Source organism: Xylanibacter muris (genome assembly GCF_013166605.1).
Lineage (GTDB): Bacteria > Bacteroidota > Bacteroidia > Bacteroidales > Bacteroidaceae > Prevotella > Prevotella muris.
This window is the reverse complement of sequence record NZ_JABKKF010000020.1, coordinates 1-23,532: the sequence shown is the minus strand read 5'-3', so window position 1 is coordinate 23,532 and position 23,532 is coordinate 1. Positions and strand designations below refer to the sequence as shown.

Annotated in this window: 16 protein-coding genes; 12 read left to right on the top strand and 4 right to left on the bottom strand. The window is 44.1% G+C overall.

Annotation, left to right across the window (positions count from 1 at the left end):
* Window positions 1-17 precede the first annotated feature (17 nt).
* Window positions 18-890: a peptide chain release factor N(5)-glutamine methyltransferase gene (prmC, locus tag HPS56_RS12980; protein WP_172277508.1), complete on the bottom strand. Its 873-nt coding sequence runs from the start codon at window positions 888-890 to the stop codon at window positions 18-20.
* A gap of 450 nt (window positions 891-1,340) precedes the next feature.
* Between prmC and ribD the strand changes: the two genes are divergently transcribed.
* The gene (ribD, locus tag HPS56_RS12975; RefSeq protein ID WP_172277505.1) at window positions 1,341-2,273 is read left to right on the top strand and encodes a bifunctional diaminohydroxyphosphoribosylaminopyrimidine deaminase/5-amino-6-(5-phosphoribosylamino)uracil reductase RibD; all 933 of its coding nucleotides are present in this window, start codon (window positions 1,341-1,343) and stop codon (window positions 2,271-2,273) included.
* Between the two features lie 325 nt (window positions 2,274-2,598).
* Here ribD and HPS56_RS12970 read toward each other — a convergent pair whose 3' ends face one another.
* Window positions 2,599-3,075, bottom strand: a complete 477-nt coding sequence (locus HPS56_RS12970; protein WP_172277502.1) for an RNase H family protein — start codon at window positions 3,073-3,075, stop codon at window positions 2,599-2,601.
* A 2-nt stretch (window positions 3,076-3,077) separates the two neighbouring features.
* A complete protein-coding gene (gene argS, locus HPS56_RS12965; protein WP_172277499.1) occupies window positions 3,078-4,898 on the bottom strand; it encodes an arginine--tRNA ligase in 1,821 nt (606 codons plus the stop codon).
* 149 nt (window positions 4,899-5,047) lie between these two features.
* Here argS and HPS56_RS12960 point away from each other — a divergent pair, with 149 nt between their 5' ends.
* The 8 genes from HPS56_RS12960 (at window position 5,048) to HPS56_RS12925 (ending at window position 17,855) form a co-directional block, all read left to right on the top strand.
* The gene (locus HPS56_RS12960; protein WP_172277496.1) at window positions 5,048-6,622 is read left to right on the top strand and encodes a glycoside hydrolase family 28 protein; all 1,575 of its coding nucleotides are present in this window, start codon (window positions 5,048-5,050) and stop codon (window positions 6,620-6,622) included.
* Between the two features lie 631 nt (window positions 6,623-7,253).
* The gene (locus HPS56_RS12955; RefSeq protein ID WP_172277493.1) at window positions 7,254-8,231 is read left to right on the top strand and encodes a DUF3575 domain-containing protein; all 978 of its coding nucleotides are present in this window, start codon (window positions 7,254-7,256) and stop codon (window positions 8,229-8,231) included.
* An 8-nt stretch (window positions 8,232-8,239) separates the two neighbouring features.
* Window positions 8,240-9,484, top strand: a complete 1,245-nt coding sequence (locus HPS56_RS12950) for a hypothetical protein (protein WP_172277490.1) — start codon at window positions 8,240-8,242, stop codon at window positions 9,482-9,484.
* Between the two features lie 46 nt (window positions 9,485-9,530).
* Window positions 9,531-10,928: a hypothetical protein gene (locus tag HPS56_RS12945; protein WP_172277487.1), complete on the top strand. Its 1,398-nt coding sequence runs from the start codon at window positions 9,531-9,533 to the stop codon at window positions 10,926-10,928.
* 71 nt (window positions 10,929-10,999) lie between these two features.
* Window positions 11,000-11,554, top strand: coding sequence for a DUF3575 domain-containing protein (locus HPS56_RS12940; protein WP_253952477.1), 555 nt, complete (start codon window positions 11,000-11,002; stop codon window positions 11,552-11,554).
* Window positions 11,555-11,575: 21 nt separating this feature from the next.
* Window positions 11,576-14,182, top strand: coding sequence for an OmpA family protein (locus HPS56_RS12935; RefSeq protein ID WP_172277481.1), 2,607 nt, complete (start codon window positions 11,576-11,578; stop codon window positions 14,180-14,182).
* A 42-nt stretch (window positions 14,183-14,224) separates the two neighbouring features.
* Window positions 14,225-16,324, top strand: a complete 2,100-nt coding sequence (locus HPS56_RS12930) for a hypothetical protein (protein ID WP_172277478.1) — start codon at window positions 14,225-14,227, stop codon at window positions 16,322-16,324.
* Window positions 16,325-16,349: 25 nt separating this feature from the next.
* Window positions 16,350-17,855 carry a tetratricopeptide repeat protein gene (locus HPS56_RS12925; protein WP_172277475.1) on the top strand — a complete coding sequence of 502 codons (1,506 nt, stop codon included), beginning with the start codon at window positions 16,350-16,352 and terminating at the stop codon, window positions 17,853-17,855.
* 135 nt (window positions 17,856-17,990) lie between these two features.
* On the opposite strand, the gene HPS56_RS12920 is transcribed toward HPS56_RS12925, so the two are convergent.
* A complete protein-coding gene (locus tag HPS56_RS12920) occupies window positions 17,991-18,386 on the bottom strand; it encodes a hypothetical protein (RefSeq protein WP_172277472.1) in 396 nt (131 codons plus the stop codon).
* A gap of 326 nt (window positions 18,387-18,712) precedes the next feature.
* Between HPS56_RS12920 and HPS56_RS12915 the strand changes: the two genes are divergently transcribed.
* The 3 genes from HPS56_RS12915 to dnaA all read left to right on the top strand — a co-directional run bounded on the left by HPS56_RS12915 (window position 18,713) and on the right by dnaA (window position 22,887).
* Complete coding sequence (locus tag HPS56_RS12915) at window positions 18,713-20,143, top strand: N-acetylmuramoyl-L-alanine amidase family protein (protein WP_172277530.1); 1,431 nt, start codon at window positions 18,713-18,715, stop codon at window positions 20,141-20,143.
* A gap of 66 nt (window positions 20,144-20,209) precedes the next feature.
* Window positions 20,210-21,112 (top strand): MlaD family protein, encoded by a 903-nt coding sequence (locus HPS56_RS12910; RefSeq protein WP_172277469.1) that lies wholly within the window; start codon window positions 20,210-20,212, stop codon window positions 21,110-21,112.
* A 374-nt stretch (window positions 21,113-21,486) separates the two neighbouring features.
* Window positions 21,487-22,887, top strand: coding sequence for a chromosomal replication initiator protein DnaA (gene dnaA / locus HPS56_RS12905; protein ID WP_172277466.1), 1,401 nt, complete (start codon window positions 21,487-21,489; stop codon window positions 22,885-22,887).
* The last annotated feature ends 645 nt before the right edge of the window (window positions 22,888-23,532 follow it).

Genomic DNA, 23,532 nt, shown 5'->3' with positions numbered 1-23,532 from the left:
ATCGTATAATACTGTTTTTATTGTTGTCGCGGTGCGGTAGCCCTGCACATCCTGTCTTTCCCGAAGGCGTCTTTTCTTGTTTCCACTCCGGTGAATCCCATGTCTGTCAGCAACATTGCTGTTTCCGCAGCGTATGCGTGGTTCAGCTCGAGGTAAATATTCCCTTCAGGAAAGAGCGTCTTCTTTGCGTATGCGGCAATGGCCTTGTAGAATTTCAGGGGATTGTCGTCGGGTACAAAGAGCGCCGTTTCCGGTTCGTACTCAAGTACGTTGCGGCTCATTTCCGTGGCCTCTTTCGCACATATATACGGCGGATTGCTCACTATCACGTCCCATTTGCAACAGTATCCCGTTCTGCTGGTTTCTTCAGCCGCGACAAGCACGTCGCGTATGCCGAAGTTTATTCCCGCTCCCATTGCATTTGCGTTTGCCTTTGCGGTACGCAGCGCCTCACGGGATATGTCCCATGCCGTTACGTCTGCCTGTGCGATGCCGAGAGCCAGTGTAATGGCTATACATCCGCTGCCTGTACCTATATCGAGTATCCTTGAAGGCCCGTTTCCTGTTTTCCGCCTGTCTTCCACAATCCAGCGGCACAGCTCCTCTGTCTCCGGCCGTGGAATCAGTACGCTGGGATTTACGGAAAACATGCGTCCGTCAAACCACGCCTTTCCTGTTACATATTGCACAGGCTCACCGCATTCCATACGGCAGAGCATTTTGTCGAGTCTTGAACAGTCGTCGGTGTTGAGCCTTTCCACGGCTCCTGTCACGGCCTCGGTGTATGTAATGCCGAAGGCGTCTTCAAGCACGGCCCTTACAATGGCCTTTGCCTCTCCCTCTCCGTATTCAGGGGTAAGGCGTTTCCATAAATCATTGTATTTCAGCATAAATATTGTCTGTGGTCACAAATACGTGTTTCCCGATATGATGCGGTGTAAGGTATTGATTCAAGCTGTTTGCGGTAAAACGAAAGTTTCCCGTCATAATAAGACCGGGCTTTGCTTTGTCTTTGTCCGTTTGCTTTACCCTATGCAAAGGTACATAAAAAGCATGAGTTTTTACACCGGCAGGATAAAGAAATGATACCTCTTTTAGAGGAAAGAAACGGAGAATCCGTGAGATTTGGCACAAGTACGGGGAAAGTTTTGATTTTGGCAGAACAGTTTTCTCCTTATATATTTAAGGATAACTCGGATATATTCGCTATTTTTGCACTGTAAAAGGTTAAGGTGCGTATGCCTGTGTGTTTGACCCGGAAAGCTGTGGGTGTCTGTCACGCCAAGGCTCGTTTTCTTTTCCTTTATTCAGATTGTTCCGTATAAAATGAATATGGTATTATGATTGAAACCGATGAGAAATATATGCGCCGCTGCCTGCAGCTTGCCGCCAACGGCAGGATGCAGGCACGGCCGAACCCTATGGTTGGGGCAGTGATAGTATATGACGGCCGTATAATAGGCGAGGGATATCATGTTAAATGTGGCGAGGCTCATGCCGAGGTGAACGCCTTTGCGTCCGTGGCTCCGGAAGACGAGAGATTCCTGTCCCGGTCAACAGTCTATGTGAGTCTGGAGCCGTGCGCCCATTACGGAAAGACCCCGCCGTGTGCCGACCTTATAGTGAGTAAAGGCGTAAGGAGATGCGTCGTAGGTTGTGTGGATTCGTTTTCAAAGGTGAGCGGCAGAGGGATACGTAAACTTGAAGAGGCGGGAATCGAAGTCACCGTGGGAGTGCTTGAGGAAGAGTGCCGTGAGATAAACAAATGTTTTTTCACCTTCAATACCCTCCATCGTCCGTATATAACATTGAAATGGGCGCAGAGTGCCGACGGATTTATGGATGCAGATTTCCGTCCGTGTGCGTTTTCCACTACCTTCACCCGTATGCTCGTCCACCGCATGAGGGCGGAAAGCGATGCGATTCTCGTTGGTCGTGTCACCGACATGCGTGAGCATCCGCAGTTGAATGTGCGCTATTGGCATGGTCGTGACCCTAAACGAATCGTTCTCGGTGGCGGAAAGAGTTTAGGCAACCTCATGGCCGAACTGTATGCCGATGGTGTGCAGTCGCTGATGGTGGAAGGCGGTGCGGCAACGCTCAATTCTTTTATCTCGGCCGGTTTGTGGGACGAGGCGCGTGTAGAGACGGCACCGTTCATAGTCGGTAACGGCACGAAAGCGCCCGGCCTTCCGTCGGGTGGGAAAGTGGTGTGTAGTCAGGAATGCGATGGAAACGTCATAATGCTTATGCGGAATATCAGGGAAATCTGATTTTCTAAGGATTCTTAAACTTCAAACAGACAGATGTCAAACCTCGGAAAGCACAATCATTTACTTTCCGACTTAAGTCGGACGCCTTTCCGACTATAGTCAGACACCTTTCCGACTTAAGTCGGAAGGTCTGTCGGCTTAAGTCGGAAGGTTTTACATCTGCCTGTTTGAAGTTTGATATCAGCCGCTTTCCGGTCTGGGAATCTGTTGCCCGAGAGATGTTCCGACCGTATGTCGGGCCATGACCGTATGTTTTATAATCAAACAAAAGAGGGTGTGAAGCGCATCACACCCTCTTTTTGTTACATTCTCGTATCATGTTCGGTTATCCTTTTCGTCCGAAATCTGCCGGCACCTCGCCCCATTTCCTTGTTTCCCACTTCACTATAGGCACATTGTGCCGGTGGGTGGCGAGCCATCTTTCCGCGCGTGCTATAATCTGGTAAAGCGGTTCGGTGGCAGCGTTGCGCTCAAGGGTGGTCTTGCATTTTCTTTTGTTCACCCATATTATTGCGTTGTAGCTGTCGGTGTAAATGGTCTTGCCCGTTATGCCCTGTCGCTGCATCAGTGCCAGTGCATGTACGATGGCCAGAAATTCTCCTATGTTGTTTGTGCCGTGCACAGGTCCGTAGTGAAACACCTGCTGGCCGGTTTTCAGATCCACGCAACGGTATTCCATCGGTCCGGGATTGCCGCTACAGGCGGCATCGACGGCCCATGCGTCTGCCGTCACTTCCGGAGGCAACGGCAGAACGGTGTCGTTGCGGTAGTCTGGAGGGTTTACCGGAAAGCTGTTTCCCATATCTACATTCTTTCAGGCACTTCGATACCGAGGAGTGCCATGCCGTTTTTGATGATTTTTGCCACGTTCCCGGCGAGCACAAGGCGTACGAGTTTCCTTTCCGCGTCTTCCTCTTTCAGTATACTGTAGTCATGATAGAACTGGTTGAACTCTTTGGTAAGTTCATAGCAGTAGTTGGCTATGCCGCTTGGGCTGTAGTCTTTTCCGGCTTGTTCCACTGCACTGCAGAATTCGTTCATCTTCTGTATCAGGTCAGTCTCCTTCGCATTCAGTTGCGCGTTTGCGGTGTTGAGGGTTTCCGGCAGAACGATGCCTTCAGCCTCAGCCTTGCGCAGGATGCTTCGTATGCGTGCGTGTGTATATTGGATGAACGGACCTGTATTTCCATTGAAATCGATGCTCTCTTCCGGATTGAACAGCATGTTCTTTCGGGCATCTACTTTCAGTATGAAGTATTTCAGTGCGCCAAGTCCCACTATGCGTGCGATGTTTGTACGTTCCTCTTCAGTCATATCGTCAAACTTTCCAAGTTCCTCGCTGGTCCTTCTTGCATCGGCCACCATCTCTTCAATCAAATCGTCGGCATCTACCACTGTTCCCTCGCGGCTTTTCATCTTTCCGTTGGGAAGCTCCACCATGCCGTAAGAGAAATGTACGAGTTCCTTGCCCCATTTGAAACCGAGCCGGTCGAGCAGTATGGAGAGAACCTGGAAGTGGTAGTTCTGTTCATTGCCTACAACATATATCATCTTGTCGATGGGGAAATCCTTGAAGCGCATTTCCGCCGTGCCGATATCCTGTGTCATATATACCGATGTGCCGTCGGAACGCAGTAGCAGCTTTTGGTCAAGGCCTTCGTTGGTGAGGTCGGCCCACACGCTGTTGTCTTCATGACGCTCGAAGAGTCCTTTCTCAAGCCCCTCTTCAACTTTTGCCTTTCCTTTGAGATAAGTATCCGACTCGTAGTATATCTTGTCGAAACCCACTCCGAGAGCTTTATATGTCTCATCGAATCCGGTGTATACCCAGTTGTTCATCTTGCTCCACAGTGCGCGTACCTCGCTGTCGCCCTGTTCCCATTTTACAAGCATGTCGTGGGCTTCTTTTATAAGGGGTGCCTCATCCTTTGCTTTTTTCTCTGCCGCTTCGCCTTCCATGCCTTCGGCGATATACTGTTCGGTGAGTTGTCTGACCTCCTCGCGGTAATGCTTGTCAAAGGCCACATAATAGTCACCGATAAGGTGGTCGCCTTTCTTTCCGCTTGTCTCCGGGGTCTCGCCGTTTCCCCATTTCAGCCATGCGAGCATAGACTTGCATATATGTATTCCTCTGTCGTTCACGATGTTTGTCTTTACCACCTTGTTGCCGTTGGCCTGCATTATCTGTGCCAGCGACCATCCCAGAAGATTGTTTCTCACGTGTCCGAGATGCAAAGGCTTGTTTGTGTTCGGTGATGAGTATTCTATCATTACAAGCGGAGAGTTGTCGGTAGCTGTTTTCATTCCGAACTTTTCGTCAGTATTGATATCGTTCAGCAGTCCTATCCATGCTTCGGGAGCGATGACAATGTTGAGGAATCCCTTTACCACATTATATGAAGCCACTGCCTGACAGTTTTCCTGAAGATATCTGCCTATGTCCTGAGCAGTGTCTTCGGGCTTCTTCTTTGATATTTTAAGAAACGGGAATACTACGAGTGTAAGGTTTCCTTCAAACTCACGCTTTGTCTTCTGAAGCTGTACCGTCTTTGCCGGCACATCCTGCCCGTAAAGCACTTTTATGCCTTCGGTCACGGCACTTTCAATAATGTTTTCTATTTTCATCTTTTAGGTATACCTTATTATATAATCGAAATTTCGGCTGCAAAGTTAATGCAAAAAATCCATTGTACGAAAGGAAAGCCTGCTTAATTGAAAATATTTCCGTATCTTTGCAATCGTAAAAAATTTACTAACTAAAATATTAATAGCTAATGAAAAAGATTATAGGTCTGTTGTTTGCCTGTGTGCTTTCAATGGGTGGTTCGGCGTCTTTTGCCGGGCAGTATGACAGGTTATATGAGAATTTGCCTTTTAAGATGAATAAGGTGACGGCTCCGGTGTTTCCCTCAAATGAAGTGAACCTTAAGGATTTCGGGGCGGTCGGTGACGGTTCCTCACTCTGTACGGAAGCGTTTGAAAAGGCCATCGACGCTCTTGTTTCCAAGGGTGGCGGCAGGCTTGTGGTCTCTCAAGGTGTTTGGTATACCGGCCCGATAGTGCTTAAAAGCAATATAAATCTGCATCTTGAGCGCGGAGCCGTTATATTGTTCTCTCCGGATCCGACGCTTTATAAACTTATCGACACATCGTTTGAGGGGCTTGAGACAAGGCGTTGCCAGTCTCCCATATCAGGTATGAATCTTGAGAATGTGGCTATCACGGGAAAGGGTGCCATCGACGGTAACGGCGGCTTTTGGCGTCCGGTCAAGCGTGCCAAGGTCACTGACGGTCAGTGGAAGTCTTTTCTTTCACGTGGCGGAGCATTGAAGAATCCCAACTATTGGTTCCCGTCGGCGGGAGCGTTGAAAGGCGACGCCATTGCGGATATGAATGTGCCTAAGGGATTGAAGAGTGAGGCGGAGTGGAATGACATAAAGCTGTTTTTGCGTCCGGTGATGGTCAGCCTTATCGGTTGCAGGAATGTATGGCTCAATGGGGTGATATTTCAAAATTCACCGGCATGGAACATACATCCCCTTATGTGTGAGAATGTGCTGATAGAAGATGTGTTGGTGAGAAATCCGTCTTATGCTCAGAACGGTGACGGTCTCGACCTTGAGTCATGCAAGAATGCCCTTGTCGTGAATTCCACATTTGATGTGGGCGATGACGGCATCTGCATCAAGAGCGGCAAGGATGCCGACGGCCGCAAGCGCGGCATTCCGTGTGAGAACGTTATCGTAAACGGCTGTACGGTATTCAAGGGACACGGAGGATTCGTAGTCGGCAGCGAGATGAGTGGAGGGGTAAAGAATATCCATGTGTCCGACTGTCAGTTTTTAGGTACGGATGTTGGTTTGCGCTTCAAGAGTGCCCGTGGACGTGGAGGCGTTGTCGAGAACATATATATCGAGAATATTTCCATGTTTGACATACAGACAGATGCAATAACCTTTGATCTTTACTATGGCGGAAAGTCCGTTGCCGAGAGCCTTGCCGACGGTGATGAGGCAAAGAATAAGGTGGTGGATATGAGGAAAGTCGACGAGACCACACCTGCATTCCGCAATATAGACATACGTCATGTCGTTTGTCGCGGAGCTCGTCGTGCGGCATATTTCAACGGTTTGCCGGAGATGCCTGTCGAGAATGTGCTTATAAAGGATGTTGAGATAAATAATGTTGATGAAGGCGTGGTTATAAACAGAACGAGGAAAGTGAAGCTTGACAACATACGTGTTAATGCAAGGACACATACATTGGATGCAAAGAATTCTACGGGACTTGTTGTAAACGGGAAAAAATATAAGGAGGTTGACGGCAAGGGAATATCCCTTGATTTCTGATATAGGGAAAACAGAATCGGATATATCATATTCCTTGTAAAGGAGGAATTATTCGTACAGAGCCTGAATGAATGCGGGAATGACAATCAGGAGTTATTTTCCGTTCATTCGGGCTTTATCTTTGTTTGTATACAAATTGGAGACATTCTCGTCGTTGAATAATGTTATAAAATACTTAACTTTGTACGCTGATAGATTTTTTTGTGCGTTTTTATGCTGTTTTTTAGATATATACATAATCTACAGCTTTGTTATTAATGATGGTTCTATATGTTAAAAATAGGTGGTGAAATCGAGAAGGTATTGAATGAGAGAGGCTTGTCTGTTATATGGTTTTCCCGACAGTTGATGTGCTCTCGTGCCAATGTATATAAAATCTTCAGCAGGTATCATATTGATACTTATTTATTATATAGGATTTCCAGGATATTGAATTTCGATTTTTTTCATTTGTATTCGGCTATGCTTGATTGCGGAGAGACGTGTGCGGATGTTGATGAAGCGGAAAAACAGGATATTGATATAAAGATTGAGGAAAAATAATAAGGTATAGAATATGTTTTGTAGGTATTTGAGATTGATTCTCCCTTTGTACTTTTTTATAATAGCGTCGGCTGCAAGGTCTCAGATAATGGATACACGTATAGGCGTTGATACCCTTACTTTTGCTGAGCGTATTTCCGTCAGGACAAATATGGTAGATTGGGTTCTGCTTACTCCGAATATCGGGTTTGAGTTTGATATACGGAGCACAAACTGGAACAGATGGACTGCGGGAGTGAACCTGCGCTATAACTGGCAGACAAAGCATACGTATGCCCCGGGAGTGGTATATAATATGGCAGAGGTGAAGGGGGAGTTCAGAAATTATTGGCGCACGCGTGAGATTGATGAGGATAATGGAGTGATGAGGCATACCAATCTGATTGACCGCCTGTTCTCCTGCCGCCGTACACGTGTGAAGCATCCTTCTACCACTTATTACAGAGGGTTGTATGCCGCATATTCGGATTATTCTGTAAAGTTGGGCAAATATGGGTATCAGGGGAATGCTGTTTCCATGGGCGTTACTTATGGAATAGTAAAGCCGATGTATTTGTTCAGAAACGGCAACACGCTTGACTTTGAGGCGGGCATAAGTGCCGGAGCGGCTTATTTGAAATATGACAAATATGTTCTTGACCGTGATAATAACTGCTATGCGGTGGTCGATCATTCCGTGTCCAAGGTCCTGCCGGTGATAAATGACATCCGTCTCGGATTTGTCTATAGATTCGGCAGCTATCCTATTACGAGGAAATACAGATGGCGCATAGAGACTGATGCCGCATATATTGACACAGTCAACGCCGTAAATCTTGAAATGGAAAGAAAGAGGGCGAATGTCCGGAATGACGAAAGGATTATCAGGAAGATCCATAGCGATTTCAGTGCTGCATACGACTCTATTATGGCAGTACACAAGGCTGATGCGGCAAAGGCAAAGGCAGATGCCAGACATTTCAGAAAGAATCTCAGGATAGAAAAAGATAAGGATAAAAAGGGAAAGGCTTCGGAAGGCGCGCTTTTGAAGGAAGAGGAGAAGAATAAAGGCAAACGAAGAAAATGACTTTGGCAATGAAAAAGAATAAATATATTTGGAGCGTATCGGTATTGCTGTCTGTTGCATTGTCTTCATGCAACACAGAGGTTGATTTCGGTTACGAACAGGGACACCCTCTCGGTACTACAGTGAAATTCAGCTATGGTTTGTCTGAAAGTGCGGGAAAAGAATGTCCGGATTCGATGTTTGTTGTTGCAAGTCGTGTGATAAACAGTTGGAAATGCGCCATGGCCGTGAATACAGATGATTTTCTTGGACGTTATATATACAATGCACCGGAAAGGGAGGAAGAGAAAACAGATACCGTTGATATTGTCGAGCCGGAAGATACTGTTGCCATAGAAGCTTTTTCATGGGATGAGCCGGATGGTTCGGGAAACGCATTGGAAAAGTTCTGCGTAAGGAGCGGAGAATATAAGTTCTTCACTTTCAATATGAATGAGAAAGAACTTGTTTATGATGACATAATGGATTATCTTGCCGATAATACCGGTGAGAAGAAATTTCAGCAGATAAGGTTGGAATATGCTGAATACGACAGGAATGATCCTGAGTTGAGAGACGGTATCGACATGGAATACTGGGAGGATTATAATCCTTATGCCAACTATGTGATGACCGGACTGCATCCCGTCTTTTTCGATACCACAACGGTGAAAAACCTGACATACGGGACAGAAACAGAAATAAGGTTCTCTCCGAACAAGATAACGCAAACCGTTGAAATACGTTTTGATATAAAGAAAGATTTTGGCAAGGGAGCCTTCAGGGTTGATAAGGTATGGGCGGAGATGTCCGGTATACCTTATAAGATTAATATGTCGCGTGGCTATCTTGATGTCACAAACACGTTGAAGATATTGTTTCCTTGTACATTGACAGACGGCAACGGGGCATTTGCCGATAATTTTGATAATAACGGAACTGTTGGATGCTGGTCGGCTGTGGAGGTTCCCGGATTTGTCGAGAACAGCAGCTCTGCCGCTGTTACCGGTCCCGGTATCATGCAGATTGTTGTTTATGTGACAATGGAGGACGGCCGGAAGAGAAAACTGCAGGGAAAGATAAACCTTTATAATACCTTGAGAAAGGCACAGACAGTGAAAAGTGTCGGAGACGGAAAGAACTATGTGAAAGGCGGTGACAAAGGACTGATTGAAGTGCGTACAGTGGGTATTGATGCCGAATCGGTCAGGACCGCCCCTTCGGGTAATGTCAAGACCGACAGATGGATATCATGCAGCAGTATGGATATTTGATGGAATGTGAAGATTGTGGAATAATAAGAAAGAAGAGAACAAGGATATGGTAAGAGTGGCTAAGTATGGCATAGGAGTGATGGTGGTTATGGCACAGATGTTTGTGGCTTCATGTTCACTGTCATTTCCACATCTTGACTATGACGGTGATATTGAAGATGTCACAAACAGCGAGTCGTCAGACAAGGCGCCTGTCATGATGTTTGTGAATGAGCGGAATTTCTTTTCTGCCGCCACACGCGGTTCGGGAGCGTTCATGGATTATGATGCCGGAGATAGAAGAAAATATAATAATTCAACATTCTATGTGTTTGCATTCCGGTCCGGTCCCGGCAAGGAGAGCGGATTGAGAAGTGAGCCGGATCTTATGAATTCCGCATTTTCCCAGGAAAGTGCGGACGGTATAGACTGTCTGATTGATGGCACGGATTACGGATATGGCATGCCTGTGAAGCCTTATCCCGGAGGAATGGGCATCATTGAACCCGATATGACAGATATAGGAACACATGACGCCCTTAAAGGAAAGCGTTTATATTATAATAATGTGTATCCTGAGACAGGATATAACTTCTTCGCTTATTTTCTTGATAATCTTAAGGGAGACGAAAAACGTTGTGTGCCTTACCGTGAGTCAGACCGGATATGGTATGACATCACTATTGACGGAAGCCAGGATATCATGTGCGGCTATGCACCGCGGCTTACAAGAAAGCGCCTTGAGAATGAAATTCCACAGGCTGCGGATATAAGTGAGGAGAATAAGAAGAAAATCATAAATATAGGGGAATACAGTGCGTTTACCGCTCATTGCGGGATAAATCCTGTGGTGGATATGCGCCATCAGCTTACCCAGCTACGGTTTCTGGCATATCCGGCAGGAACGATGGCAGACAGCGTGTTGGTAACGGAAATATCTGTGAAAGGATGGAATACGGGAAGAATGATTGTTGCCACGGCAAACAAGGATACGGCAAGTATAGGCTTTACTTCGTATAAGTCGGGGTTGCAGATGACAGATCTGATATTGAAGGATGCCTTTGACCTTGAACAGAATACATGTCCGATGTTCGGTTCCGGAAATGCTTATGACATGTTCAGGAATGATGACGGTTCGAACATGTACGGATACATGACGGTACCATGGGAAAAGCAGCCCGAAACAGATATGTCTGGCAGTCGCATACCCGTGAGATTAGGCGGTTCATTGATGGTTTTTCCTGAAGAGTATTATGACATAACGATAAAGTATACACGTTTACAGAAAGACGGTTCTTTACAGGATAATGAGGAAAACTATAGAATAACTGCCGAAAAGGGTCCCGGATATTTTAGAGACAAAACCACCGGTAAGTGGATGTTCAAGCGCGGTGCTCGTTATGCGGTAAACATTGTTGTAGGCTACTCATTGCCTGTAATGTCTGTAGTGCCTGATAATCAGTGAGGAGCCTCCGTGTAATAGTATTAATGTTAAGTAAATCTGTAGATGAATATATCGTAAAGAAGATAATGAGGATGAAAAAATTGTTGTTTGTTGTTGTCGTAATTATTTCGTCTGTAGGCGCAAAAGCTCAAATGCTGGCCTTGAACACGGATGTGATGCTTGATGCCTTTCAGACACCGAATCTTGGCGTTGAGATTGTGACAGGCGAACGTTCCACTTTGGGGCTTAATGTTTTCGGCAATCATAATCCATGGGGAGTGGATATGAGAATTACCGGAGTGCAACCGGAATACAGATATTTTATCTCAGGACGTCCTATGCACAAGCTCTTTGTCGGCTTGGGTGCAATAGGTGCGGATTATGACATTTCATGGAAAGGCAAGAAATATGACGGAATGCTTTTTGGAGGCGGACTTACATTCGGATATGTTCTGAATCTGAGCCAGCGTTTCAATATAGATTTCCATGCCGGCTTTGGATTATTGTTCTATAAGCATAGCGAGTATTATAAAAACGATTCTTATAAGGAAGATTTTTATGTCGGTGGTGTTCCCGAGACGAATGCTGACGGATATATGCTGATGCCTACCCGTATAGGCGTATCTGTTTCCTATATATTGAAGTAGAATTTGAATGTGTTGTTTTTTATGAAGAAACTGTTATATATAAATAAGGTATATACAATATCGGTATTGTTGATTCTTTACGTCTGCAATACAATGACTGCATTTGCTCAGACAGAAGAAGATGACGATGAGATGCTTACAGCGGTCTTTGATATAAATGTAAAGACAATGAACGGTGTGGAGGCAATGCCTGTGGAATATGCGAAGTTCAGGTCATATAAGGCCGCTCTTAATGCAAGGAATGTCCTTCGCGTGGCCATAATGTCTCAGGATCAGCTGAATTCCGACCCGGATGCTGTGGATAAAGCCATAAATAGGCTGAATATAACATTCAAGAAATCTTCAAACGGTCATTTCAAAGACAGGTTGTTTGTCGGTGACGCTGTTCTGGTATTGGTTGATAATCAGTTTGTAGAGGCTTTTGAGATTGTCAGGGGAAAGAAAGAATACAGACATACTTTCAAGTCGGAGAGGACATTGAAGGAAGTTGTGGTGACAAATGAGTTGAAGCAGAAGTCGCCAGTGTTCAATAAGGTGCCGCCACTGTCTACGGCATCAAGCATATTTTTTGATGTGAATATAAATCTTCCGGCAGGCTACGTAAGGGATGACTCAAGGCTTATCATACAGCCGATGGCAATAGACTGCCAAACGGAAGATACTATAGATTATTTGAAGCCTATAGTGTTTGAAGGGGCTGTTTACCATAAGTTGCAGAACCGCCGTACAGACTTTAATTATGAGAAGAACGATCCGCTGGCACATGGCTATGTGTCGGATGTAGTGCTTAAGAGCCATACTCCGTTCAGTTATAAGACACAGATTGAATATCGTAAACCGGATAAGGACAGGACATATAAGGGTATATATTATGCTGTTCTGGAGGACTTCCATAGTCCTTACTGGGTTAACGGTGGCGAGGAGACAGGTTCTTGTCTCGCATTCACTCCGTTTAAATTCCTTGATTTTACTGTGGCTGCAAAGGAAATGCCACTCACAGAGGAATTTATGGAGCCGGCAGAGGAGAATTACCGTAAGGTGACGCGTGAGCTTAAGTTGAAATTTGAAGTGAGGAAAGATGTGCTCACAAGTGATTCCGTGAATCAGCAGGAACTTCATAAACTTATTTCCGAGTTGAAGTCTTACGGTGATTTGTTGCGTATAGTAACAATTCAGGGAACAGCCTCACCCGATGGAAATATGGAACAGAATCTTGAGCTTGCCCAAAAGCGTTCGCAGAAGGCAATCAGTCTTATCCGTGAATATCTGCCAGCAGACGTGCGGATAAACCAGAAAGCTCCGCTTGTATACACTTGGAACGATGTGATAGAGGTGATGAAGCGCAATGGAACGGCAAAGGAGATTATAGATGCTGTTGAGAATACGGTCGCAAACAACAGGCCGAACAGGATAAATGCTGTTTTGCGCACCCAGCCCTTTTATGTTACCGATATTCTTCCTATATTGGAGAATCAGCGCATAATGCTTGCCGATTACCGTTATGAGCATAAGCATGTCATGAATGCCGCGGAAGCCGTTGATGCTTATTATTCCGAGAAGAAGGCGTTGCTTTCCGGCAGTGCGAAATTCTCAAACGGAGATTATTACAATCTTTTCAGCGCAATCAAGGACAGTGCAGAACTCGATACCGTCACAATGATAGCATACAGGCATCTGATATCTCAGCCCGATTATGAACTGCTGGCACTCGCTCCGTATGTGTGCAACCGTATGGCATTGTTGAATATCCGCCGCGGTGTGCCGGATCCGGATGTGCTCAGGCCCTTTATCGACTATACGAAGAAAATGGGATACAATAAGACTTCTTCCAACGGTGATTTGGTAATGGTCTTGAACCGTAAGGAAATTCTTTTGAATCAGGCGATATGTTTCTTCCAGAAAGAAAAACTTGATACTGCCACATATCTTGTGGATATGATACCCGGCAAGGCTGATACACAGATGCTTGAGCATTTTATTAACTTCCAGCGTTATTATGCGTTGAACATTCTTGGAAGGCTTGACAACCCTGTGGAGAAAGAAAAACTGAGGGCGGCGGAGAACTACGTGATGCGTTCTGATGAGAATAAGGCCATTGTCTATGCGGAAATGCACAGTTATTTGAAGAATACAAGACAAGAAGTGGAGCGTTACGTGGATATGCTGAGTGATTCAAATCCGAAAAAATGGTATTTAAAAGGATTGATCTGGGCGGATGAGGCAGGCTCGGAACCTCTAATAGGTGTGGAGGATGACGGTTTCAAGGAGCTGGGTGATGCGGAATATTTGCGTCTGCTTCAGGAAAATCCTCAGGCCGCCAGGGAATATGATGAAGCCAGGGAGAAACATGATGCGGCGGTTGCCGTTGTGGCGAAAAACGGCACACCTCATTATCTTGCCTATTTCCAGCATAGTTTTGATTTGGAGCCGAAGTTTAAACGCTTTTATTTCAATGAGGGTAATGTGAGTGAGAGCCTGCGTAAGAAGTATCCCTATAAAAATAAGGATATACAGCAATACAGAGAGAAATTCGATATGATTATTGCAGATCGTGACATGCGGAAGCAACATGGAGTCGGGGCTGCCGGACAAAGTTCTTCATCTTATCGGAATGATATTGAGGAATAGTTCTTTGTATATGTGTCATCAGGTAAAAGATAACTATTAAGGATGAGAAAGTTTATTGTTTTGGCAGTTTTGCAAACTGTTGCTTTTGTTGCGGTAAAGGCAGAAACAAATAAAATAGAGGTTGCCGTATCAGACGATGCGGCTGTGGCGGACTCTTTGAGTAATATGGAAGACGGTGTGGTGAATGACACCTTGGGTAAATCCAAAAAGAATTATGCAAAAGGTTTCAATGCCCTTGACTATGTAATGGGACACCGTTATCTGAACAAAGGAGAGACCTTCGGGAAAAAATGGTATGATCATATATTTATAGAGGCAGGCGCAGGTGTCAGCCAGATGCTTCCGCCCGTCAGTGATTATCATTTTAATCCTTTGACAACCGCTTCAATGTCTATCGGTAAGCAGATAAGTAAGGTAAGTTCTTTGAGACTTGGGGTGCAGGGCGCTTTCGGGTTTCAGCATGACAAGGAGAAAATGTTCTATCGATATGGGATGAAACTTGACTATATATATAGTCTGTCGTCTTATATCAAGGGATATAATCCTTCGAGATTTCTCGATGTATCGGCAGTGGTCGGTGCCGGTGGTCACTACGCACGTTATTCCCACGACAGGGACGGATTTGCTCCCGAGGCGCATTTGGGTATGCAGTTTAAGTTTTTTACGGGAGCCCGCGGATATGTTTCGTTAGAACCTTATGTAAGCGTGGCAGGAGACAAGATTGATCTCAGCCAATTCCGTAACGACCGTAAGGTTGATTATTCATACGGTGCGAACTTAAGTTTCATATATTATCTGAACAACAATCTGTCACCGGAATCCCGACGTCGGCTTATCCGTAAGGCTAATAGGAACGAACAGGCTGATTCGGTGTTGCCGGCTTGGCGTGCACCGTGGTTCATGGAATTTGCCAGCGGTATAAGTTTTCTTAATACACCGGACCTGAATTTCGCCCAGACCGCGGGACATGACATCAGCTTTTCTGTCGGTAAGTGGTTCTCGTCGGTGGTCGGCCTGCGTCTCACCGGTTCAGTGCGTACCGCCGCGTTCGACAGTGTTATTGTAGAGGAAAGCTACAAACCTTATCATCCGGAGTACAGATACCGGCTTAAGGCGACATATACCACCGGACGCATAGAGGCAATGTTCAATCCTCTTGGTTTCAGAAGGAACTATTCATGGAACGAGAATTTCGGATTCTATATCGTCGCAGGAGGTGAGATAGGAAGAATCAGCAAGAATGAGGGCAGAGGACTCCGTTGTCTTACCACGGCATATTCGGGTGGTCTGCATTTGTGGGCAAAGCTTGTAGACGATGTGAGTCTTTTCATTGAACCGAGGTATACTTTCTATGAATATAAGATTCCTTACAGTAATTTGAAAGACGGTTCGGCCAAACGTTTCTCTGATGATATATATTCTGTTAACGTGGGGTTGGCTATGACTATGCGTACAAGGCGTTACCGCAATCACACTTATCCTGTGAGGGATTCTGATGAGCAACTGTCAGGGTTTGCCGCCGGTCTTGGAGGCGGCCTCAGCTCTTTTGTTGCAAGAGCCAATCATTACCCTGAAAAGATAATGGTAGGTTTCAACGGTGTCGCCTATGGTGAATATCATTTTAATAATACCCATGGAATAAGGCTTTCTTATGAGTTTGTTTCCAATTCAAGAAAGAGCATGATGGCGTATTACGAGACACGTCCGGGAGCCGGCAGTAGGCCGGAGAGAAAGCGCGGCCTTTGGAATCACCGTTATTTCTGGGGATTCACGTCTTTGGATTATCAGATGAATGTATGTGATGTGTTCTCCGGTCATCGTCCGGGACGCAAGTTGGACGTGGAGCTGTTCTTCGGCCCTACGCTTGTGATGTTGCATGGAGAGAACAGTGAACTTCATCCCAATGAACTGTTGCCAAGTGGCAGCGAGACTCGCCCCGTGTCGGTTAAGGACAGGAAAACAGGTTGGGGAGGCAACGTCGGTTTGAAGGTTGTGGGACATCTTTCGGACAAGTTGTCTTTGTTCGCTTCCCCTACAGTATATGCGTTTAAATCATGTGACACTCCCGGAAATGATTTGACTTATCTGGGTTCGGTAAGGCTTCTGGAGACAGTGAATGTCGGGGTGCAGTATAATTTCTGATGTTATAAAAATAAACCGTGTAAGTATGAAGGTATTAAGATATGCTGTATTAATATTTTGTGTGTTGATTCCGTATGGAATGTCGGCACAGACGGATCCAAAGGTTTCTGTTGAGGCTTTCAAGTCTATAATAAAGAAGTATGTTCCAAGGCGAATGGACAATCTGGCAGCGGAAATACAGGAAAGGCACAAGAAGAATCCCGATGTCATATTCGGAATAGCGGAGGCTTTTTACCGTAATTCCGGTGTTCATGATTCTGTTTATTCGGGGAAATACATAGATAAAGTGCTTGAGATAGCCCCTGGATATTCCAAGGCGTATTCTTTGAAGGCTGAGATCTTTTTATATTACGGAGATACTCTGTCGGCTGTCAGATGGTATGAAAAAGGCATCGCTGCGAATCCTAAGGTTCCGCGTTGCTATCTGGATTATGCAAGACTGTTGTGTGCAAGCGATGTGGAAAAGACGAAAGAAGTGATGAGACGTCTTAAAGGCAATGTCCCGGATTACCCTGTGAACAGAGACATGGCACGGCTTTTCGATAATTTGGCCACAAAGCGTATCAATACGACGGAAAACTTGTATTATGCGCTTGAAAACTTCAAGTTGGCAACCCCCGACAGTCTTACCGCTTATGACTGGATTCTATATGCAAACTATTATCTCGGGCTTAAGGATTATGAAAATGTTGTGAGCGTATGTAGGCTGGGACTGGACCGTTTTCCTCGCAAGCGAGATTTGAACCGATTTGCTTTTTATGCGAATTATAATATGCATAAATGGGAGGATGCTGTATTTTTTGCAGAGGAATTACTTCATAATTCCGATACGGTCGTTCCACGTGCGGTTGATTATCTTTATTGTGCGAATTCTTACAGGGAATTGAAAAATTATTCCAAGGCTCTTCAAATGTATAATGAATTGCATGGAATGGACGGGCTGACGGACGCACAGAAACGCGATATGTACCGCGATATGGCAGAATGCTATACCGAGACCGGAGCTTATGATGAGGCGGAGAAGTATTTCTTGTCCGATGTGGAGGCAAGGAGAAGTGAAGGCAAGAGTGCTTTCGCGCCTCTTTACTATATGGCTGCAATGTATAGCAAACAGGCTGAAGGGCTTGATGGAGAGGCAAAGATTGCCGCATACCGTAAGGCAGACAGACTTTATGCCGAGGCTTCCAAGGAGAATGACGACAGGATAGAGTATGCCGTAAGAGACAGATACAGGTTGAATGTATATCAGTTGAATGATGACTATGTTAAAGGAAAGTCCGTGCCGGTTGCAATGCGGCTGATAGAATTGTTTGAGTCAAGGGGCGATAAGTCTGTTACAAATAATACCTATAGGGTACATGTATATCAGTATATGGCTCAGATTTATCTTGGATACTATCAGACAGACATTAAGACAAACCTGTCTAAGGCTAAATATTATCTGAATAAGATACTGGAGTATGAGCCGGAGCACGAGGGAGCCACCAAGGCACTTGCTGCATTGAAATCCGACAAAAAAAGAAGAAGATGATAGATGACTGATTCTTGATGGATAGGCGGCATTTCACAAATGAAACGACATGAAACCGGCCTTATGAGATTCGAACTGTAATCTCATAAGGCCGGTTTTCTTGTAATCAGAGCGCGTTTATTGTTGGGTATGGTTTTATTTTGAACTGTTCCAAAGTATCTTTTTTATTTCTGCAATCTTTGCCAGACGGTTAATGTTGTATGTCTTGTCGTGGTTGTCTATGAAGTCGAACAGGGCGTATGCCTTTTCAAGAAGCATGTTTCGTATGGGAGACGACTGCATTCCAGCTTCTGCATAATAAAGTTCAGCGAGCATTTCCATTCTGTGTATGCGTTCATCAGGATGAAACTGTTCCATCGATTCCATTACATCCTCTATGGCTGCGGTATTATAGAAAGAATACGGTCCTACATATTGGTCATACATCTTTTGTATTTCTGTTTTCTGCTTTCGTATGTCTTTTTTCAGAAGCAGTTCCAACGCTTCTGTGAATTCACGTATAAGTCGCATGATATAATCTCTTTCAAGCATGGCATTCTTTTGTATTATTAATGTATGTGTATGATTTTGGAAGTTGTGGTTGTATATGCGATAGCATATTTGAGACAAAAATATTCATTAAATGCGGGAGATACAAATATTTATGGATAAAAAATGTTAGATGGCCGATATGTACAATTGTTGTCAACGTTTTATTGATTTTGTATTGGTTGCGTTTCATAATTATATGTGATATTAAAAAATACAAAAACTAAGTACGGCATCGGAGTTTTTTAAATCAAAAATAAATTATTGTTGAATATTTACATTACCTTTGCAGGCAATAACAGGACTTCAACAATTTGAATGTTTATATGATGAATAAACGTTTGCTTCTTGCGCTTGGGCTTATGGTTGTTTTTGCAGTGATGGGTTTTGCTGCAGACAAGAAGTTTACACTCGTTATCGATGCTGGTCACGGAGGTCATGATGCAGGAGCGTTGGGTACTTATTCAAAAGAAAAAAACATTAATCTTGACGTGGCGTTGGCATTTGGAAAGAATGTTGAGCGAAATTGTCCTGATGTGAAAGTCGTATATACTCGCCGTACTGATGTGTTCGTGACTTTGCTTGAACGTGCTAATATTGCAAATCGCAATAAGGCGGACCTTTTCATATCTATACATACCAATGCTCTTCCCGGAGGAAAGCGTGCGAGCGGACTTGAAACTTATACGCTCGGTATGCATAGGGCCTCTGATAATTTTGATGTGGCAAAGCGTGAGAACAGCGTCATTCTTTATGAAAAAGATTATAAGCAGCATTATGAAGGTTTTGATCCGAATTCTTCGGAGAGCTATATAATGTTCGAGTTCCTTCAGGATAAGAATATGGCGAAAAGTGTGGATATTGCGAAATTTGTGCAGCGCAGGGCATGTGTTGCCACCGGTCGGGCCAACAAAGGAGTGAAGCAGGCCGGATTTCTTGTGTTGCGTGAGACATCGATGCCAAGCTGCCTTATAGAGCTCGGATTTATTACCACCCCGTCAGATGAGCGTTACCTTAATTCAAAAGAAGGTGTCGAGGCGTTGGGGAAAGGTATTTATCAGGCTTTTCTTGACTATAGAAAGAAATATGATAAGGGATTCACTGTGCCTTATGAGGCTGTGGAGAAAGGGAATATAAATATTCCGGCAATTGTTCCGGATGACACAGGTAATAAGAAAAGTGTCAGACAGACAGTAAAGAAGAGTAAACCGGAGATCTCAGAGGGTGAAAGGATAAGGCGGGAGCTTTTGGAAGCAAGAGAGGGAAAAAGCGTATCTTCAGTAGATAGTGGGAGTGTGGAATGTGCGGAAGATACCGATGGCTTGGCTCCGAAAGCGGGGAAAAAACATGCAGCCGTGGAATTACGTGAGAAGCAGTCAGGAGAGGCAAAAGCGTTGGAGCGGCAGAATGGTGCGGAGCCTGCGGTAAGTTCCAATACAAACGGAGAGGTGAGGACGGTATCAGATGAAATGGTAAGTGGCGGACGGCTTTTGTTTAAGGTGCAGATACTTACCAGCAGTTATCCGTTGAAAACCGGAAGTCCACAGTTTAAGGGTACGGAAGGGGTCGATTGTTATTCTGATAAAGGTTTGTTTAAATACACATGTGGAGCTTCTGAAAACTACAATGAAATATATCGTCTGCGTAAAGCGTTGTTGGCAAAGTTTCCTGAGGCGTTTATCATTGCTTTCAAGGACGGTAAGCGTACAGATGTGGTTGAGGCGTTAAAAGAATATAAGAGAAAGAGAGGACTCAGGTGATTTCGAGGCAATAATGCATACATCCGGAGGATTTAAAGTATAAGAATCAAATAAAGAAAACAGCTTATGAAACATATTACAAAGGAAATTCAGATTGCAATAGTGGCAATTGTCGGAGTGGTCGTTTTGTTTTTCGGCCTGCAGTTTCTGAAAGGCCTTAACATCTTTGGCGGAAGTAATACTTATTATATTGTTTTTGATGATATAAACGGACTTTCTGCATCAAGTCCGATATATGCAGACGGATTTAAGGTCGGAACAGTAAAAGATATCGCTTTCGATTACAATCATGCGGAAAGAATCACTGTAGAGGTAAGTCTTGATAAAGATCTCCGTCTTCCCAAAGGAACAGATGCCGAGATTTCATCGGATATGCTTGGAAATATAAAGGTAAACCTAAGAATGGCCAATAATCCGGCAGAGAGAATAAATGCCGGTGACACCATTATGGGATATAAGGAAACCGGAATGCTCGATAAGGCATCTTCTATGATGCCTTCGGTTGAGAAAATGCTTCCGAAGATTGACTCCATACTTACGAGTCTCAATGCTTTGCTTGCAAATCCGAGTATTGCAAGATCGCTGGAAAATGTGGATGAGATAACGGCAAATCTTAATAATACCTCGTCACAGCTTAATATGCTTGTAGGGACAATGAACAGGAAAGTGCCGGCAATGATGGCAAAAACCGACCGCATTCTTGATGATGCGGGAAACGTGGCAAAAAAACTCAATGAAATTGACTACGTATCGACCTTGGCAAAGGTTGATGCCACGCTTTCCAATGTGCAGGAGATGACGGCAAAACTCAACAGCAAGGAGGGGACTCTCGGATTGTTGATGAATGATAATGAACTATACGAAAATCTAAGTGCCGTGATGCGTGATGCCGATTCGTTGATGATTGACCTGAAATCCCATCCGAAGCGTTATGTGCATTTTTCTATTTTCGGGAAAAAGAGTAAATAATGATTTTGGATTTTATATAAGGATATATTTGTTTTTGAGTAATATTCTTCAGCCTTTGACTGTTTGTCAGAGGCTGTTTTTTTGAAATGAACAGCTATGTGTAAACATGCGGAGGTAAGACGATAGCAGAAAAATATGTCTCTTGTCTGGGTATATGAGTCTATTCTCAATATATTGCAATTCTTTTGTATGTTAAATGGAAAAAAATAAGATGAAGTAAAACAGTCCTAAAGCACAAAAGAATAGGAGGTTACGATGTTTTGACGTCTTTATGGCAGGAAAATGAAATTTGCAGGAACAAAAAAAAAATGCGATATTTGCACCCTCAAAAGTAATAATCGCAAAATAGCTACCTATTTAAATTGTAACGCCAGATGGTAAATAAACATAAGGCGCTTTGGGATAAATGCCTTTCTTTGATAAAGGAGAATGTCACCGAGCAACAATACAAAACATGGTTTTCACCGATTGTCTTCGAATCATATTCTGAAGACAAATCAACCTTGTTGGTTCAGGTTCCAAGCCCTTATGTATATGAATATCTTGAACAGTATTATATAGGACTGCTCAGTAAGGTGCTTACAAATTGTTTCGGCACGAATGTAAGGCTTACTTATCGTATTGTTACAGACAAGACAAATAATTTGTCACAGGATATTGAGGCTAATGCCGGTTTGGGGCAACCTGAAGTTCAAAAGCATGCGGAAACACCTGTGAAACGTAATGGAACGGCGGCTGGTAACTTGAATCCTCAGCTCAATACACATACCACTTTTAATAATTATATTGAAGGCAATAGTAATAAACTGCCACGTACGGTTGGTTTGTCTATAGCGGAACATCCGGGAAAGTCAACATTCAATCCTTTTTATATTTATGGTCCGTCCGGATGTGGGAAAACACATTTGGTAAATGCTATAGGCGTAAGATGTAAGGAACTGTATCCACAGAAACGTGTGCTGTATGTGTCGGCACGTTTGTTTCAGGTGCAATTTACTGATGCCGTAAGACAGAACCGCACTAATGATTTCATTAATTTCTATCAGACCATTGACGTGCTGATTGTAGATGATATTCAGGAATGGGTAACGGCGACAAAGACCCTCGATACTTTTTTTCATATCTTTAATCATCTTTTCCGTAATGGGAAGCAGATAATCCTTGCCAGTGACCGTCCTCCGGTAGAGCTTGAAGGTATGAAAGACCGTTTGCTTACACGTTTCAGTTGCGGACTTATCGCAGAGCTTGAAAAGCCTAACATTCAATTGTGCGTGGATATTCTTAATACCAAATGTCGTCGCGACGGTTTGAAAATTCCTGCAGATGTGATAGGGTTTATTGCGCAGACGGCAAATGGCAGTGTGCGGGATCTTCAGGGGGTGATAAATTCATTATTGGCATATTCGGTTGTTTACAACTGCAATATTGATATGAGACTGGCCGAGCGTGTGATAAAGAGAGCTGTGAAAGTGGATAATCATCCACTTACTGTTGACGATATTCTTGAGAAGGTATGTACGCATTATAATGTGACTCAGCAGAATGTTTTCAGCCGTAGCAGGAAACGCGATTATGTCATTGTAAGACAGGTGTCGATGTATTTTGCACAGAAGTATACAAAGATGCCTGCGTCACGTATCGGGCAGCTTATAGGCAACCGTGATCATTCAACAGTTATCCATAGTTGTAATTCTGTAGAAAAGCGCCTTAAGGTTGATAAGGCTTTTAATGCCGAAATAACAAGCATTGAAAATACATTTAAATTGAAGCAATAAGGTATATGCCGTCTTTAAATTATATTTGATGGTGTGTTTCTTAAATGGTAATGTGCCTGTTTGCAGACATTCCTACTGTAGTCAGATTTGTTTCCGCCTGCAGTAGGAATGTATCCAAACCTGTTGTTAGGAGTTTTGCAAGTTGGCGTTTTTAGTTTATTCTGCCCCTATGTTCTTTGAATGTTGGTGATGGATGGGATGATTACTATTGTTGTATGAATCGGTTGTATTAGCTGCTATATATTATAATGTATGTTTGTATTGCTGGTTGATTTATATTAGTTTTAATGCAAATAAGTGTTAATACATGTGCTTTTGTTTGTGGTTTCCTTTGCCGTTTGTTTTAAAGTTGTTACCTTTGCACTCGCTTTTCAGGTGAGTCGCCTGTTTGGCATATATGATAAAGAGTTCTTTGAAAGACTGAGACAGAGAGAAGTAGTACAGATACGCAATTTCATATTGCGGTTTCGGGCGGCCTTTTTTATGGTCCGTCCGTTACAGGTTTTTTGCGTTCCGAATAGGATTAGAAAAAAGGCCTTTGTCAGATGCCTTGCGGCATTTGGCATTCGGCTTCAAAGATATTTTACAATGTAGAGTTTGATCCTGGCTCAGGATGAACGCTGGCTACAGGCTTAACACATGCAA